This window comes from Roseibium sp. LAB1, from assembly GCF_054658235.1.
This window is the reverse complement of the sequence record NZ_BAAGIB010000001.1, coordinates 1,701,844-1,716,870: the sequence shown is the minus strand read 5'-3', so window position 1 is coordinate 1,716,870 and position 15,027 is coordinate 1,701,844. Positions and strand designations below refer to the sequence as shown.

At 60.6% G+C, this 15,027-nt stretch carries 15 protein-coding genes; 1 reads left to right on the top strand and 14 read right to left on the bottom strand.

Translation table 11 applies throughout. The features are described 5' to 3' along the window. Positions 1–23: 23 nt before the first annotated feature. On the top strand, positions 24–941 hold the full coding sequence (locus ACYQ54_RS08055; protein ID WP_460080951.1) for a MurR/RpiR family transcriptional regulator: 918 nt from the start codon (positions 24–26) through the stop codon (positions 939–941). Positions 942–972: 31 nt separating this feature from the next. Here ACYQ54_RS08055 and ACYQ54_RS08050 read toward each other — a convergent pair whose 3' ends face one another. From ACYQ54_RS08050 to ACYQ54_RS07985, 14 genes are all read right to left on the bottom strand, one after another. Next, entirely contained in the window at positions 973–1,668 is a 696-nt protein-coding gene (locus ACYQ54_RS08050; RefSeq protein WP_460080948.1) for an RraA family protein, read from the bottom strand. After that, positions 1,668–2,360 (bottom strand): alpha/beta fold hydrolase, encoded by a 693-nt coding sequence (locus tag ACYQ54_RS08045; protein ID WP_460080947.1) that lies wholly within the window; start codon positions 2,358–2,360, stop codon positions 1,668–1,670. The genes ACYQ54_RS08050 and ACYQ54_RS08045 overlap by 1 nt, the downstream gene beginning before the upstream one ends. Further along, positions 2,357–3,490, bottom strand: coding sequence for a cobalamin-independent methionine synthase II family protein (locus ACYQ54_RS08040; RefSeq protein WP_460080945.1), 1,134 nt, complete (start codon positions 3,488–3,490; stop codon positions 2,357–2,359). The genes ACYQ54_RS08045 and ACYQ54_RS08040 overlap by 4 nt, the downstream gene beginning before the upstream one ends. 26 nt (positions 3,491–3,516) lie before the next feature. After that, entirely contained in the window at positions 3,517–4,482 is a 966-nt protein-coding gene (locus ACYQ54_RS08035; RefSeq protein ID WP_460080943.1) for a cupin domain-containing protein, read from the bottom strand. A 31-nt stretch (positions 4,483–4,513) separates the two neighbouring features. Then, positions 4,514–5,482, bottom strand: coding sequence for a nuclear transport factor 2 family protein (locus ACYQ54_RS08030; RefSeq protein WP_460080941.1), 969 nt, complete (start codon positions 5,480–5,482; stop codon positions 4,514–4,516). Continuing rightward, a complete protein-coding gene (locus ACYQ54_RS08025) occupies positions 5,469–6,500 on the bottom strand; it encodes a LacI family DNA-binding transcriptional regulator (RefSeq protein ID WP_460080939.1) in 1,032 nt (343 codons plus the stop codon). The genes ACYQ54_RS08030 and ACYQ54_RS08025 overlap by 14 nt, the downstream gene beginning before the upstream one ends. Beyond that, the gene (locus ACYQ54_RS08020) at positions 6,500–7,267 is read right to left on the bottom strand and encodes an SDR family NAD(P)-dependent oxidoreductase (protein ID WP_460080937.1); all 768 of its coding nucleotides are present in this window, start codon (positions 7,265–7,267) and stop codon (positions 6,500–6,502) included. The genes ACYQ54_RS08025 and ACYQ54_RS08020 overlap by 1 nt, the downstream gene beginning before the upstream one ends. After that, positions 7,264–8,313: an ester cyclase gene (locus ACYQ54_RS08015; RefSeq protein ID WP_460080935.1), complete on the bottom strand. Its 1,050-nt coding sequence runs from the start codon at positions 8,311–8,313 to the stop codon at positions 7,264–7,266. Before ACYQ54_RS08015 ends, ACYQ54_RS08020 begins: the two co-directional genes overlap by 4 nt. Position 8,314: 1 nt before the next feature. Next, complete coding sequence (gene hisD, locus ACYQ54_RS08010; RefSeq protein ID WP_460080933.1) at positions 8,315–9,625, bottom strand: histidinol dehydrogenase; 1,311 nt, start codon at positions 9,623–9,625, stop codon at positions 8,315–8,317. A 137-nt stretch (positions 9,626–9,762) separates the two neighbouring features. Then, positions 9,763–10,299 (bottom strand): ester cyclase, encoded by a 537-nt coding sequence (locus ACYQ54_RS08005; protein WP_460080931.1) that lies wholly within the window; start codon positions 10,297–10,299, stop codon positions 9,763–9,765. A 126-nt stretch (positions 10,300–10,425) separates the two neighbouring features. Further along, positions 10,426–11,583 (bottom strand): carbohydrate ABC transporter permease, encoded by a 1,158-nt coding sequence (locus ACYQ54_RS08000; RefSeq protein ID WP_460080928.1) that lies wholly within the window; start codon positions 11,581–11,583, stop codon positions 10,426–10,428. Then, the gene (locus ACYQ54_RS07995; protein WP_460080927.1) at positions 11,580–12,605 is read right to left on the bottom strand and encodes a carbohydrate ABC transporter permease; all 1,026 of its coding nucleotides are present in this window, start codon (positions 12,603–12,605) and stop codon (positions 11,580–11,582) included. The genes ACYQ54_RS08000 and ACYQ54_RS07995 overlap by 4 nt, the downstream gene beginning before the upstream one ends. Positions 12,606–12,678: 73 nt before the next feature. Further along, complete coding sequence (locus tag ACYQ54_RS07990; RefSeq protein ID WP_460080924.1) at positions 12,679–13,884, bottom strand: ABC transporter substrate-binding protein; 1,206 nt, start codon at positions 13,882–13,884, stop codon at positions 12,679–12,681. A gap of 80 nt (positions 13,885–13,964) precedes the next feature. Beyond that, on the bottom strand, positions 13,965–15,020 hold the full coding sequence (locus tag ACYQ54_RS07985; RefSeq protein ID WP_460080921.1) for an ABC transporter ATP-binding protein: 1,056 nt from the start codon (positions 15,018–15,020) through the stop codon (positions 13,965–13,967). Between the last annotated feature and the right edge of the window lie 7 nt (positions 15,021–15,027).

The following is a 15,027-nucleotide window of genomic DNA, read 5'->3' as shown; positions in this document are numbered from 1 at the left end:
GTTTGTTTTCACATAATAGAAAAATGAAAAAAGAAACGTCAACACAAAAACCGTCCTGGTCGGCGCATTCCGATCAGCAGTTCACGGATTCGTCGCTCGGCCAGCGGGTTCTCGAGCTGATCGAGACGGGCTCGCGCTCCCAGCGCCAGCTCTCGGAATTCATCCTCCGCGATCCGGTTTACGTGGCCACTCACGGCATTGAGGAACTGTCAAAAGCCTCGGGGATCTCGCCGAGCACAATCAGCCGCTACGTGCGTGATCTTGGCCTGGAAAACTTCGCGGACTTCCGCTCAGGTATCGCCGAAACGGTTCACGCCCTCATCGCCCCGGTCACCAAACTCGGCGATCGGCTTGCCGGGAACGAGCCGAACAATTCGCCCGCGGAAGCTTCTCTTGCCTCTGCAATCCTGAATCTGGAAGCGTTGGTGGGGCCGGTTCCAGCCGAACGCGTCAAGGACGCGGCCGCCCTTCTCAAGCAGGCCAGCAGTGTCTGGACGATGGGTTTCGGATTGTCCGCGCATCTGGCGGCGATGCTCGCATTAGGGTTGCAGCCCTACAGGAACAATGTCGTCAACGTGGTCCAGTTCGGGGGAACCGAGGTTGCGGCGGGGCGGCTGATGTCGGCTGAAAAGGGCGACGTCCTGGTCGCAGTGTCCTTCCCACGCTATTCGAGTGAACTCATCAGTCTGGCCCAGGCGGCCCGCGAAATCGGAGTTCAGGTCATCGCGATCACAGATTCAAAAGCTTCACCGCTTGCCCGGATCGCAGACCACGTACTTCTGGCACCCTCGCAACACCCGGTGCTTTCGTCCTCTTCGGTCACCGGCCTTGTCGTTATCGAGGCACTGGTATCCGAGTTCCTGCTTTCAGATCCTGCGCATCTGGAGCGGGCCGGCAAGCTGGCTGCGGCGATGGCCGCGTATCTTTCACCAGGGAACTGAGATGGGTAATGCCAAAGCTAAGGTTCGGACCCTAGGTGCGGGCCTTCTCGAAAGCTGACCAGGCCGCCTCGAATTTTGCAAAGTCAAAACCCGCTTCCCTCGCAGGCCCGAGTACGATTTTTTCTGTTTGCAGCAGCTTGCGGATTGCCTCCCCAAGGCTCGGGATAACTGCGTCCGGCACCACCAGTGCGCCGTGACGGTCGGCATGTACGAGGTCTCCAGGGTGAATGTCGAGACCAAAGATCTTCACCAGCGTATCGATTTCTTTCACATGCACATAGCCGTGGCTCGGGCCGATGGAGCCCGCAACGACCGGAAAGCCGTCGGGCAGATCGCCAAGGTCGCGCATAACGCCGTTGGTGAGTGCTCCGGAGAGGCCGAAGCCCTTGTGCACAGTGGTGTTGATCTCACCCCAATAGGCGCCGATCGCATTCGGGTAATCGACATCCTCGACCACAGTCACCGCCGGACGCGGCCCCTCGGACATGTAACGGTAATAGTCCATCCGCCTTGCCTTGATGACCTCGAGAGTTTCGGTCGGCGGTGCGAGCGCTGATATCTTGGCCGTCCGGGCGAAACCGACCATGGCTCCCCCCCCAGGATCGGAACACAGCATGGTGCCGCGGGTGAACCGGTTGAAGCCGCGCCGACCCTCGGCGACCTCGATGGCGTTGCAGACGGTCGGGGTGTCGACGGATTTTAGAAGTTCCAGGAGTTCAAGGTACATCAGATTTCCAGCCAGGTCTTGAGAGCGGCGTTGACGGCGTCCGGCTGCTCCAGGGTGGGCAGGTGTCCGGCTCCGTCGATGATTTGAAGTGTCGAGCTCTCAATGAGTTGGTGCATCAGCTCGTGCCGATCGATCGGACAGAGCCGGTCCTCGGCGCCCATGAGAACAAGGGTCGGACAGGTAACCCTTTTCAGAGTGTCCTGCTGGTCCGGACGGCTCTGGAGCGCGCGCGATTGCCGTTCGAAGACCTGCGGTCCGAGTTCGAGCGCCATGGCCATGCAGAGATCGAGCACGAACTGGCGAGAAGGGCCGTTGGCGAGATAATTCGGCTTGAGCTCGTCGCGCATAACCTCCCTGAGACCACCGGAAAGGACCTTGTCGATCTGCGGTTCGCGGCGCGCCTTGACTTCGTCCAGCTCAGCCCTTGGATTTGTATCAAGTAGCGCCAGACGATCGATCCGGTCCGGCGATTGCCGTAGGACTTCCATCGCGACGATGCCGCCCATGGACAGTCCTGCCAGTGCGAAGCGCGGCGGAGCGGTATCCAGAACATCTGCCGCCAACTCTTCGACGCTTGCTCTTTCCGTGATTGGCGCCAGATGGATCGGCACCCGGCCTGACAGTGCAGCGATCTGTGGCACGTAGAGACGGGCATCACACATCATGCCTGGCAGAAGGACAAGCGGTGTCACGCCCTGGCTCCCGCGATGGCAGCCCCTTCAGCAAGCGCACCGAGCTTGGCATAGGCTATGTCCGGATCGACCGCGCCGAAGCCGGCAAATGTGCCGAAGCCGCAATCGGACCCCGCGATCACCCGGTCCTTGCCCACGATGGCTGTAAACCTGTCAAGGCGCTGCGCAAGGACTTCCGGGTGCTCGACAAAGTTGGTGGTCGTGTCGACGACACCGGGCACCAGGGTCTTGTCTTCCGGGATCTCCGCCTTGCGGTCGCGAAAGACCGTCCATTCATGGGCGTGACGTGGATTGGAGGTTTCGAACAATACATAATTGGCCCGGGCGGACATCAGCGTGGAAAAGACCTTGTCCATGGAAATATCGCAGACATGCGGGCCTTCGTAATTGCCCCAGCAAATGTGAATGCGCACCTTTGCCGGGTCGATATCTGAGAGCGCGTGGTTGAGGGCCTCGACATGGCTCGCCGCAACCTTGACGAACTCCTCGTCCGAAAGATCCGTGAACAACATGTGCCGGGACAGCGCCAGGTCCGGACAGTCGAGCTGAAGATCGAGCCCGGAGGCCACGATTGTCTCGTATTCCGCCTTCATCACGTCGGCGAGCGCTGCCAGGTAGGCGTCCCGGCTGGGATAGAAATCGTTCTGAAGGAACAGCGAGATCACGCCCGGCGAAGCCGCGTTCATGAAACCGCGGCCGGCGCCATGCTCGGCCATTGCCGCCTTGAGGTTGGCAATGTCCTTTTCGAGCTCTCCCTGCCCCTTGGAACGCACTTCACCGGTGCACATGGGCCTTGCGTATTTCGGCGTGCCGCCGCTTTCCGCAATCCGCTTCAGGAAACTGGGATAGAGCTTGAGATCCGCCGGAGCATTGCGCGGGCTGTCGCCGGAAAATCCAGTGTAGCGGTCCTTCACGTAGGTAGCATAGGAGATCTTCGAGGTTTTGCCGTCGCTGACGATCGAAACACCGGCCTCGACTTGTTTCCGCACGGTCTCGGAGACGGCCTCTGTCATCGCGGCGTCGAATTCGGCTTCCTGATAGGGCTCTCCGTTCTCGCGCGCGAAGATGAAATCGACAACAGTCTGCGTTCGCGGTAGCGAGCCGACATGGGTGACTTCAAGCTTGCTCATGGTTACCTCCCGCTCCTGCACTCTTTTCACCCGACCCAGGTCGGTCCTGCGGCATCGTTGGTGTTCATCACCCGGTAGAGGCTTGCCTCGCCGCTCATGGATGGGGCCAGGCTGTGCTCCAGGCCCGGCGGCACGGCGCAGGTGTCGCCCGGCGCCAGCACTTTCTCGCCGTCCGACCAGGTCAGCTTCCAATGGCCACGCATGACCATCAGAACCTCATGGGCGTTCAGGGTATAGGCCGTTTCCGGGATAGATCCGCGGGTCAGGAATTCGACCTCGAAACCGGGCTTGTCCTTCAGGAGCGCGGTCTCGCCGATCACCTTGCAGGGCCGCTTCGCAGCCAATGCCATCATGTCCCAGTAACGGGCCACATAATGGCTGACGACCGCGGCGTTTTCCGGCTCCGGAAAATCTTTGAGTTCCTCGTCGCTCAGGAGCGGCATCGGCCGAACACCTGAGGGAAGCGACTGACCCTTCTTGCTGTCATAGAGAACACCGTTTTCCCCGAGCACAAGCCCATGTTCCTTTGCGTCTTCGATCACCTGCGGCGCCCAGATGACACCGCCGCCGGCATCGTCACCGCCGAGGATCGCCATGATCATCCCGTAGTCCGTGCCGATATTTTCAAAACCTCGGAAGATGCCGGTCGGGATGTTGAAGATGTCGCCTTCTTCCAGGACCACCTCGCCGGCCGTGCCCCAACGCCCCCAGAAGAAGCGCCAGCGCCCTTTAAGCACGAAGAACACTTCCGCAGTCCGGTGAGAATGCAGGGAATTTCGGCACTTGGGAGGCTGGCCGGCTGCGCCGATGTTGAAGCCCGGGGTTTCCTTGATGTGGACATGCTGGTCCGGGCTTTCGGACACACCGCCGCCGATGATCGTGAAGTTCTCCTTCTGATCGGAACCTGGTGTGTGGGCGTCGATGAAGGCGGTGCGGCAGGGTTTCAGATCGCCGTAACGGACGATCCGGGTTTCCATTTCTTGAGGGGTCATGATGGGGCCTATGGCATTTCTGGCTGACGGATCAGCCGGTCCTGAGAGCAATCTGTTTCCAGATCGAGGTTTCGTCGAAGAGCACATATTCGCGGCGCAGCCCCCAGGGGCCGAACTCGGCATGGGCCGCGCCCATCACATGGACATCGGCACCGGTTGGGGTGCCGAAGACGCCCCAACCATCATGCTTGCCGTGAAGCGACCACCGCAAAGCGGCGCGAGGCGGCATTAGGGGATCGTCGCGCCCAATCTGGTGCTCGATCCTGAACTCGGCCGACGGGAAACTTGCGCGCAGCCCCATCCAGAACCGGTCCGCGTCTCCCCATGAGCAACCATCAACGCCTCCCGGATAGGAGAGCTGACAGGCACGGTCATATTCACTCTCGATGGCGGCCATGTCGGCGCTCATGATGCGGGTCAGAATGTCGGCGTATTTCGCGCCCCATTCGTTATCGTTACCCATGCCCTTGTATGGGCCGGGCTTGTCGATCTCCGGCGAGAAGGGACGGACGCAGGCTTCGGGTCCGCCTTCCCGCTCGATGAGGTCATGGGCGTAGGCCTTCGGTTCCCACCCCATCTGGCGCACGATGGCCCCCTGGTCGCGGATGAGCCATTCGTCGTTGATCTGGTTGTTGATCGCATGACAGTCGGCGATGATCCGGTACCGCAGTTTCCTGCCTGTGGCCTTGCCGTAGACACCATCGCCGAGATGGGTCGCCGTCGAAACAATGCGGTGGGAGGACAGCATTCCCTCTTCCGGTGAACCCGACCAGATGACGTCCTCACCAAGGAGCGTGCGATCCGGAAATTCCGCCAGGGTCGCCATGGTGGCGCCAATCACGCCCTTGTTGCCCGTCACGACGGAGGCCGGCGAGCGGACGACGATGTCCTCGGAATAATAGTGATGCAGGGTCGCGATCTTGCGATCTTCCCAGATCTCCCTGGTGATCCCGATGATGTAGTCGGGGAAGTCCTTCCAGCGCGGGTCAAAGCCTTTCATTGGGCCATCCTTGAGGTATACGGGCGGAACCGCGGACCATCAGAGGTCCGTCGATCTTGATCTTTCGGACCTCCGTGCTGCCTTCCTCGATCCAGCCGAGCAGGGTCGAGACCGTGGCTTCCACCATGCGGTTGGAGGGCTGGCGCAGGGTCGTGAGGTTGTAGGCGGGCCAGGAGGCCAAGGGCACGTCGTCGTAGCCGACGACGGAGACATCGCCGGGCACGTCGAGCTTTAGCTCGAACCGCAGGACATCCATTACCGCAAAGGCCATGTGGTCGTTGCCGACAAAAACAGCGTCGGGATGGTCCTTGCCTGAAAAGAGATCCCTTGCGGCGGCAGCGGCCGTCTCACGCTTGTACATGCCGTCGATGCAGGCGGAGAGTTTGAGGCCTGCGTCCGCCAAACCCTGCCGGAAGCCGGCTTCACGGTCCCGCCCGGTGGAGGATCCGCCCCATCCCGCGATGTGTGCGATACGCCTGTGACCACCGGCCGCCAGGAACTCCGCAATCTTGCGGCCGCCCTCGAAATTGTCGGAGGTGACCTGGTTGAGCCTGTCGTCATCCTGGCCGCGGTTGAAGAGGACTACCGGAACACCAGCCGCTGCGCAGCGCCCGGTGAGGGCGTTGGACATGGCAACCGAAGCGGTGATGATGCCGTCAACCTGATAATCCAGCAGCTCGCCCATGACCTTGTCGACACTGGCATCGTCGTTGGAAACCATGAAGACCAGGATGTGGTAACCGTGCGCCTGCAGCGCATTGGAGAGCTTTTCCAGAGCGTCCGGATAGAACTGATTGTCGAGATAGGCGACGACGAGACCGATGATTTTCGAGCGCCCCGTGATCAGGGATCGTGCCAACACGTTGGGCCGGTAGCCGAGTTCTTCTGCCGCCTTCAGCACCTTTTCCGCCATTTTGGGCGAAACCGACGCGCCGGGCGTGAACACCCTGCTCACCGCTGACTGGCTAACGCCTGCCAGCCTGGCAACTTCGATGGACGTGATCTTATCGTTGCTCATCAGTCTGCCGTCCAACCTCCGTCAACCAGCAGCGAGGTACCGGTCACAAGGGAGGAAGCGTCGCTGGCTAGGTAAAGCACCGCGCCCATCAGATCCTCGACCGTCCCTGTCCGGCCGAGCTTGATCTTCTCCTCTATCCACTTCACCCGGTCCGGATTGTCGAAGGTCTGTTCGGTAAGCGGCGTGCGGATGAAAGTCGGGCAGATGGTGTTGACGCGAATTTTCCTGGGCCCGAATTCCAGCGCCATCGCCTTGGTAAAGCCCTCGACGGCAAATTTCGAAGCGCAGTAGACGGCCCGGTCGATGCCGCCGACATGAGCCATCTGCGAGGACATGTTGATCAGCGACCCGGGTCGCCCCGCCGCGATCAGCTCCTTGGCGACGCACCGGGTCACGAAGTAAGCGCCGCGCAGATTGACGTTCATGACAGCATCGAAGTCCTCCGGTGTCGTCTCGACAGCCGGAGTGTGGCGGGCAAGACCGGCACTGTTGACCAAGACGTCGAAGGGACCGTGTTTCGCGACACTGATCTCGACTTCCATCACGTCTGCAATATCGAGCTGAAGCGCCGAAGCCTTCCATCCCCGGGTCCTCATGGCATCGACGGCCTCCTCGAGCCTGTCCGCCCTGCGTGCGGCAAGCACAACCTCGCCGCCTGCTTCTGCCAGCGCCGTGGCACAGGCGAGGCCGATGCCGGAGGAAGCGCCGGCAACCAGCACTTTCTTGCCGGCAAGGGAAAAGCTTGGGGTGGAGGGCAAGTCGATCATGAAAGGGCAACTCCGGTATCAGGGTCAAAGCCCGGGCGGGCCTTGTTGAATTCCCGAAGCCGGTGAAAGACGTCAACATCCAATTGCGCGTAGGCGTCCAGAAGATCGACCAGAACCCAGTTTTCCCGGATCAGACCATTTTCCACGCGCCAGAAATCGAGGCTGCGCATGGTGATGCGCTTGCCGGAAGGCGCAATTCCCATCCAGCCGTCGTGGGTCACCGACTGGATCATGTTCGGCCAGCCGGTGACGGCGGCATAATTGCGGTCGCCGAAGAAGTGGTACTCGATCTCTTCGACATACCGCCCACGGTCGGGCATGCCGTTCAGGAACGGGATCTGGTGCCAGTTGCGGAAGCCTTTGATGCCGCGGCCGGTGCCGATGCCGGACGGCCCGTACCAGCTCATGCGCGGATGCCAGAACTTCGGCATCTCCATGACTTCCGGGCCTCCCTGGGAGGGGTGGCGCTTCAGGTGCTCCAGCATGTCGATGATATGCTGGCAGGTTTTCGAGCCAGCGTCCTCGTCATACGGCCCTGGAACGATCCCGTCCTCTGTCGCAGGCCCCGGCACGTGCCATTCGCGGCCAAGGCTCGGCGCCATCGGCCAGGCTCCCGCCTGCATTATCACTTCCGGAATGTCCCAGAGCGCCTGGAACTCGACCACCTTGCCTTCTTCGAAGCGGTAGAACTCGTGGAAGCGCATGGCGACCTGATGTCCGGTCGCCGGGATGTCCAGCCACGGCTTTTCAAAGGACCCGGTGTAGTAACCGCCGCAACCGACCCAGTCGTTTCCTTCAGGAGTCGGACCAGCCATGACGATGGTATCCCGGCGCTCCAGATCCGGGATGGCCTTGAGAAGGGGCGCGTAGGCCTTGTCGTAGAAGGCGTCCGTGCCGGTGGTGTCGCCGAACGGATGGCACAGACGGAAAAGGACGTCCGGGACACAGACCTCGTCAAGTGCGTCGCGTACAGACTTTTCCTCGAAGTCGTACATCGCCGCCCGGAGCGGAGCGATCAGCGCCTTGTGCTGTGTGTGCCTGTCCATCTTATTCGGCGGCCTCGCCATATGGCACATTGCCGCCACCATAGCGGCGCACACGAATATTGGCTTGTTCGGCGTGACCGACAAAGCCTTCCAGCAGGCAGAGACGCGAGCAGTAAGAGCCGATCTCGGCAGCAGCCTTGTCGGTCAGAACCTTCTGGTAGGAATGGGTCTTCAGGAACTTGCCAACCCAGAGTCCGCCGGTGTAACGCCCTGCCTTCTTGGTAGGCAGCGTGTGATTGGTGCCGATCACCTTGTCGCCGTTGGCGACATTGGTCCTGGGGCCCAGGAACAGCGCGCCGTAGCAGGTCATTTTCTCCAGGAACCAGTCGTCCCGGTCGGTCATCACCTGTACGTGCTCGGACGCGATGTCGTCAGCGACGGCGAGCATCTCCTCGTAGGTGTCGCAAAGGATCACTTCGCCATAGTCTTCCCAGGATTTCGACGCCGTATCCGCGGTCGGCAGGATTTGCAGGAGGCGGTCGATTTCGGCAAGCGTTTCGGTTGCGAGCTTACGCGAATTGGTGACCAGGACAGCCGGCGAATTGTAGCCGTGCTCGGCCTGGCCGAGCAGGTCGGTCGCGCACATTTCCGCATCGACCGTCTCGTCGGCGATGACCATGGTCTCGGTCGGCCCCGCAAAGAGGTCGATGCCGACCCGCCCGAAAAGCTGACGCTTGGCTTCAGCGACGAAGGCGTTGCCCGGGCCGACAAGCATATGTACCGGATCGATGGTTTCCGTACCAAGTGCCATGGCACCGATCGCCTGGATACCGCCGAGCACATAGATCTCGTGAGCCCCGCCCAGATGCATTGCCGCGATCACCGCAGGGTTGGGCGCCCCCCTGAAGGGCGGCGTTGCGGCGATGATGCGCGGCACACCAGCGACAGAGGCCGTCGCGACGGACATATGCGCCGAGGCCACCATCGGGAACTTGCCTCCGGGCACATAGCAGCCGACAGACTGAACCGGGATGTTCTTGTGACCGAGGATCACGCCCGGGAGCGTTTCCACCTCGATGTCGAGCATGGAGTCGCGCTGCGCCCTTGCGAACTTTCGCACCTGCTCCTGGGCAAACCTGATGTCTTCCATGTCGCGGGCAGACACCTGATTCATCAGGGCGCCGATTTCGGATTGGCTCAGCCGGAAGGACGCAGGCGTGTAATTGTCGAACTTTTCCGACAGCTCCCGAACCGCGGCATCTCCACGCGTTTCGATCTCCTTGAGCGTTGCCTCCACGATGGAGCGAACCTTGGCATCCTCCTCCGACCGTTCGGTCTCCGGCTTGCCGCGCTTCAGATACTCAATCGCCATGTTTCTTCCCTTTCACGACGCGGGTTTTGGCCTTCTTGTGGACCATGCCCGTTGCTTAAGTCAGACCTCATTTGCATACGAATGCGTCCTGGTCAGGCGGCTTTCCGGCGCGTTGCGGATAGCTGCCTGCAAATCCCTCAGGCGGCCTTGCCCGGTGCCAGCGGCTTCTTTTCGCCGCGGTCGAAGGCTTCCCAGCCCTCACCAGCGAAGACGTCCTTGCCGAGCTGAGCCAGCACATGCGGAAAATCGACCATCACCCAGTTATCGACGATCTTGCCGTTTTCCACCTTCCAGAAATCCATGTAGCGGATCTCCACCCGCTTGCCCGTCGGCGCAACACCCATGAACTCACCTGAATGGGTTGCCTCCTGCCGGCCGAAGGCGGCTGCCCATTCGCCCATGTAAAGCCGCGCCTCGTCGACGCAGACCTTGTCGGAAAAGGCCGCCTGGAAAGGTTTTTGCCAATTGTCCTGGAATTCCTTCAGGCCGGTCTTGGTGCCGCAGCCGAAATTGCCCATCCAGCGGAAGCCTTCCGAGAAGAACTCACCGATATCGGCAATCCGGTGGTCGTTGAGGCCGTCAACCATGCTTTCGATGACACGGCGGGTTTCATCGGTCCTGCTCATATCCGTGTCGCGGCTCAAGACCCCCTGTTCGGGACGGGATCCCTTCATTTCAATTCTCCAAATTACGTGTCGCGATGCTGGCTCTCTTCATCGGACACGCAGTGAACAGGAGATCACGTGGCAGCCGGTTGCGTGCCGGGTGCCGGATCAAAAGCAATTTGGCCTCGGCAGGTCTCATCCCTTCACCGCTCCCGCAGTCAGGCCGGAGACGATCTGGCGCTGGAAGATCATCACCAGCAGGAAGAGAGGCGCCGTGATGGAAACGGCGGCCGCTACCGCCTCGACCTGGTCGGTCGTGGTGGTTTCCCGGTTGAAATAGCCGGCTATGGCAGGAACCATGGTCTGGTTCTGCGCATCGAGAAGCAGCGAACAGACCAGGTAGTCGTTATAGGCCAGCAGGAAGCTGAAAAGGCCGGTGGTGATGACGCCCGGCCACATTACCGGCATGATCACCCAGCGAAAGGCCTGGAAGTGGGTGCAGCCGTCGACACGTGCCGCTTCGTCCAACTCGGTCGGGATGCTCTGGAAGAACGACCGCAGCATCCAGATGGTGAAGGGTTGGTTGATCGAGACCAGAACGGCGATCACTGCCCAGGGCTTGCCGTAGAGTGTGGGTGCGGCGTCACCCAGGATCGGACGCAGGATCTCGGCTGAGTTGATGAAGGGCGGTAGGTAACCGGCCACCAGAACCGAATGCGGCAGCGCCCGGAAGACCAGCGCAACAATCAGGATCCAGAAGGCCAGCCCCGAACCAGACCGGGCAAGGCCATAACCAGCAAGAGTTCCGACGGTCAGCGAAACGGTGACGACGCCCGCGGTAATGATCAGTGAATTGATGAAATTCTCGTAGAACGCATTCTCGACCCAGACGGCCCGATAGTGTTCCGCCGTCAACCCGAGGATCGGCTTGCCGATCGGACCGAGCACGGAATTCACGGCGTCCAGCACGGGTGGCAGCAGGCCGAAAAAGACGATCAGGAAACCGAGCGCAAAGACGAGAACGCCGATGATCCAGCCGGCCACGATCAGGTGCGGCGGAGTATACTGTTTGATCAGCCCCGGCAACGTATTGAGCGCCAGACGGATCGAACCCCACAGCACGCCGATGCCCACGATGATGCTGACGATGGACAGACCTCTTCCACTCTCAAGCGTAACCGGGCCGAAGATCACCTCCAGCGGGTTAGACGCAAAGGCGTCGACCGGATCCTTGAAGCTCATCACCGCGATCCAGAAGATCGGAAAGCTTGCCAGAAGGCACCAGAAGGCCAGGAACCCGGCAGAGGACAGGCGCAGCGCGAACGGCTGCTGCATGGACTTCGGAACGCTCATACCCGTCCTCCCTTATGGTCGCGCCAGGTCTTGCGCAGAAGCGGCACCAGCAGGACGACGATGCCGATCATGGTCAGCATGGCGCTGGCCGAGGCGCGCGAGATCGACCGGTTGCCGCTGTCGTCGGGCGTGAGGAAATCGTAGGTCAGCCATTGGAGCGAGATGCGGTGCGCCTGACTGGAGAAACCCACGATCTCCTCGAACACCCTGTAGGCATCCATCAGGTGGATCAGCGAGATGAAGACGATCAGCGGCATCAGGTGCGGAACGATGACGTAGCGCAGGCGCTCCCAGCGGCTGGCGCCATCGATCACCGCAGATTCCAGCGTGTCCTGGTTGACGGTCTGCAAGCCCGCATAGAAGACGACAAAGGCGAAGGGCGCCACGTGCCAGACCCGGTAGAACATCATCAGAAGTTCGATGGTCCAGCCCTGTGCAAACATCGAGATATCCTGCTGCAACCACCATTCGATGAACGCGGTCATGATGCCGTCACCGATGAAGAGCCAGCGGATCGACAGTGCGCCGATCACCGGGGTGATGATGAAGGGCAGCAGCGAGATGAAAATGATGGGGCCGCGGATCGCGCGCGTTGCATTGTTGACCGCGACTGCGATCGCCAGCCCGAGCCCGATAACGAGGGGGAGCGTTACCAGCGTAAAGGTGACGGTGAACCGGAGGGCCTTCCAGAAATCGATGGTAAGCAATGCTCCGATATCGAAGGAGCTCAATGCCGCCCATGCCCGGTCCGGCTCCAGGACGTTGCGATAACTTTCCAAGCCAACATATTTGACCGATGTCACCACCTTGCCGTCGTCGCCGAGCATTGGCCGGGTCTTGGTTTCGGTAACACAAGTCTGGGCCGGAAAACCGGGTGTACAGGTCTCCACCTCCACCGTCTCGAAGACAGGCTGGGTGATATAGAAGCTCTGCACGAAGACGCTGACCAGGGGAGCCGCAATGAAGAGCAGCATGAGAAAGATGGATGGGCCGACAAATGCGGCAAAGGTCTTGAACCTCATGCTGTCCTCCCTGGTGCGTTTGTGGTGATGGGGCGCAGAGGGCGAACCGCCCTCCGCCTTTTACAGGTGCAGGTTACTGGATCAGTCCGGCTTCCTTGGCTGACGTCGTATAGGCGGCAGCGATGTCCTTGAGCGTCGTCTGTGCATCCTTGGCGCCGGTCAGAAAGTCGGCAACGCCGTTACCGAGTGCCGTATGCATCAGCCCCATCTGGGAACTCGCCGGGTAGGGCACGGCACCTGCCTGAGCCGTTTCCACAACGCCTATGGAGAGCGGACCGGTCTCGTAACCGTCGATCAGCCAGACCGCTGCATCGTTGTTGGCCTTCACCATTTCCGGCGTCATGCCGTTCATGGCGACGCGGAAAGCAGCTTCGGCTTCCTCGTCGGAAATATTCTTGGCAATGACGATGCCGTCCCACCAGAGGGTCGAAGCAGCCCGTTCGGCAGCTTTCGGAGCACCGGCCATCTTCACCTTGCCGACGACCTGGGATTCGTTCGGATCATCCATAGCACCCGCGCGGGAGGCCCACAGGTTCGCCATGGCAATCTTGCCCTGCTGGAACTGCTGCTGAACGTAGGTGCTTTCCGAAACGAGGTATTCCGGATCCATGTATTCGGTCAGCTTTTTCAGCATTTCGAGGGTGGCGACACCCTGTTCGTTCTCGATGGTCGGGGTGTTGTCCGCCGCATAGAACTCACCGCCCATGCCGAGATACATGTTCACGAATTCCTCTCCGAGGTTCCAGCCGGTCTGGAACGTCCCGCCGATCGGATAATCGACGACGCCTGCTGCCTTGATCTTCTCGGCTGCCGCGAGCATCTCGTCATAGGTCTTCGGCACCTCGATGCCGAGATCCTTGAGAATGTCTTCCCGGTACATCAGGTGCTGTGCATTGACCATCATGGCAATCGCCATGATCTGACCGTCAATCTTGATGAGCTGGTTCGGGCTCAGGTTCTGGCCATATTTCTCGACAAGTCCATCAAGCGGGCGGATCGTGCCCTCGTTAAGCAGCGGGACCAGCGTGCCATTGGCGACGCCACCGATCTGGTAAAGCGCCGGATTGGCCGCAAAGGCGGCAGGCTGCTTGGTGCGGAATTCCTGGTCGAGCTCGGCTTCGAAGTTGCCGCATTTGGCCATGTATTCCGTCACCGCCTTCCAGGCCTCGAAGCCGGCCGTCAGCGATTTCACCGGTACGGTGTTTTCAAAGTCGCAGGCACCGGCGGCACCCGTAACCGCCAGTGACATCGCACCGGCAAGAAGAAGGTTCTTAAGCATCTGTCAGGTCTCCCTGCTGTTCCAAGCGCCGAAGGGGCGCACCTCTGGGTAGATCGGCTTTCATGCCGGGCGGACGGAGTTCAGGCGCCGAGGCGTGCCCCCGTCTCGTGATGGAAAAGGTGACAAATCTCCGCAGGCACATGCAGGCCAACGGTTTCATCGATTTCGATCCGGTAGTCCTTGTGGGCTTTGACGGAGACCATGGCCCCACCCGCCTTGACGGTGATCATGGTCGCGTCGCCAAGCAGCTCCATGGTGTAGACAGGCGCGTTGACCTCGGCATCGGCGCCCTGCTGTGCAACGGAGGCATCCTCCGCGCGGAAGCCGAGCGTCACAGGGCCATCCGGACCGGCGAACCCCTTAATGCGGACATGCTGGCCGACAAAGGTTCCGTTCTCCAGCCGACCTTCCATCAGGTTCATGGCCGGAGAGCCGATAAAGCTCGCCACGAAGGTGTTCGCGGGCCGGTCGTAGATTTCGGTCGGAGTGCCGACCTGCTGGATAATGCCCTTTTTCATTACAACGACACGATCGGCGAGCGTCATCGCCTCGATCTGGTCGTGAGTCACATAGATGGTCGTGACTTGAAGCTCGTGCTGAAGGTTCTTGATCTGGGCACGCGTAGACACTCGCAGCTTGGCATCGAGGTTCGACAGCGGCTCGTCCATCAGGAAGACGTTCGGTTCGCGCACAATTGCCCGGGCAAGAGCGACGCGCTGACGCTGTCCTCCGGAAAGCTCCGCCGGCTTGCGATGAAGAAAATCGGTCAGCTCCACCATTTCCGCAGCCCGCAGCACACGGGCATCATGCGTTGCCGGATCAACCTTGCGGACCTTCAGGGGAAAGCGAATGTTCTCATACACATTCATGTTCGGATAAAGACCATAGGACTGGAACACCATCGCGATGTCCCTGTCTTTCGGGTCGAGGTCGTTGACCAAGCGCCCGCCGATGATGATCTCGCCGTCGGTCGCATCCTCCAGCCCTGCAATCATGCGCATTGTGGTTGTTTTGCCGCAGCCGGAAGGTCCCAGCAGAACCAGGAATTCGCGGTCGCCGATCGTCAGGTCGAAATTGTCGACACCAACAAATCCACCCCATCGTTTCGACACGTTCTTGAGCTGAATTTCAGCCACAGTGTCC

What these genes read in the sequence shown, in the direction of transcription:
- ACYQ54_RS08055 (WP_460080951.1), top strand. Translation starts at nt 24, where the DNA reads ATGAAAAAAGAAACGTCAACACAAAAACCGTCCTGGTCGGCGCATTCC.
- ACYQ54_RS08050 (WP_460080948.1), bottom strand. Translation starts at nt 1,668, where the DNA reads ATGTACCTTGAACTCCTGGAACTTCTAAAATCCGTCGACACCCCGACC.
- ACYQ54_RS08040 (WP_460080945.1), bottom strand. Translation starts at nt 3,490, where the DNA reads ATGAGCAAGCTTGAAGTCACCCATGTCGGCTCGCTACCGCGAACGCAG.
- ACYQ54_RS08035 (WP_460080943.1), bottom strand. Translation starts at nt 4,482, where the DNA reads ATGACCCCTCAAGAAATGGAAACCCGGATCGTCCGTTACGGCGATCTG.
- ACYQ54_RS08030 (WP_460080941.1), bottom strand. Translation starts at nt 5,482, where the DNA reads ATGAAAGGCTTTGACCCGCGCTGGAAGGACTTCCCCGACTACATCATC.
- ACYQ54_RS08025 (WP_460080939.1), bottom strand. Translation starts at nt 6,500, where the DNA reads ATGAGCAACGATAAGATCACGTCCATCGAAGTTGCCAGGCTGGCAGGC.
- ACYQ54_RS08020 (WP_460080937.1), bottom strand. Translation starts at nt 7,267, where the DNA reads ATGATCGACTTGCCCTCCACCCCAAGCTTTTCCCTTGCCGGCAAGAAA.
- ACYQ54_RS08015 (WP_460080935.1), bottom strand. Translation starts at nt 8,313, where the DNA reads ATGGACAGGCACACACAGCACAAGGCGCTGATCGCTCCGCTCCGGGCG.
- hisD (WP_460080933.1), bottom strand. Translation starts at nt 9,625, where the DNA reads ATGGCGATTGAGTATCTGAAGCGCGGCAAGCCGGAGACCGAACGGTCG.
- ACYQ54_RS08005 (WP_460080931.1), bottom strand. Translation starts at nt 10,299, where the DNA reads ATGAAGGGATCCCGTCCCGAACAGGGGGTCTTGAGCCGCGACACGGAT.
- ACYQ54_RS08000 (WP_460080928.1), bottom strand. Translation starts at nt 11,583, where the DNA reads ATGAGCGTTCCGAAGTCCATGCAGCAGCCGTTCGCGCTGCGCCTGTCC.
- ACYQ54_RS07995 (WP_460080927.1), bottom strand. Translation starts at nt 12,605, where the DNA reads ATGAGGTTCAAGACCTTTGCCGCATTTGTCGGCCCATCCATCTTTCTC.
- ACYQ54_RS07990 (WP_460080924.1), bottom strand. Translation starts at nt 13,884, where the DNA reads ATGCTTAAGAACCTTCTTCTTGCCGGTGCGATGTCACTGGCGGTTACG.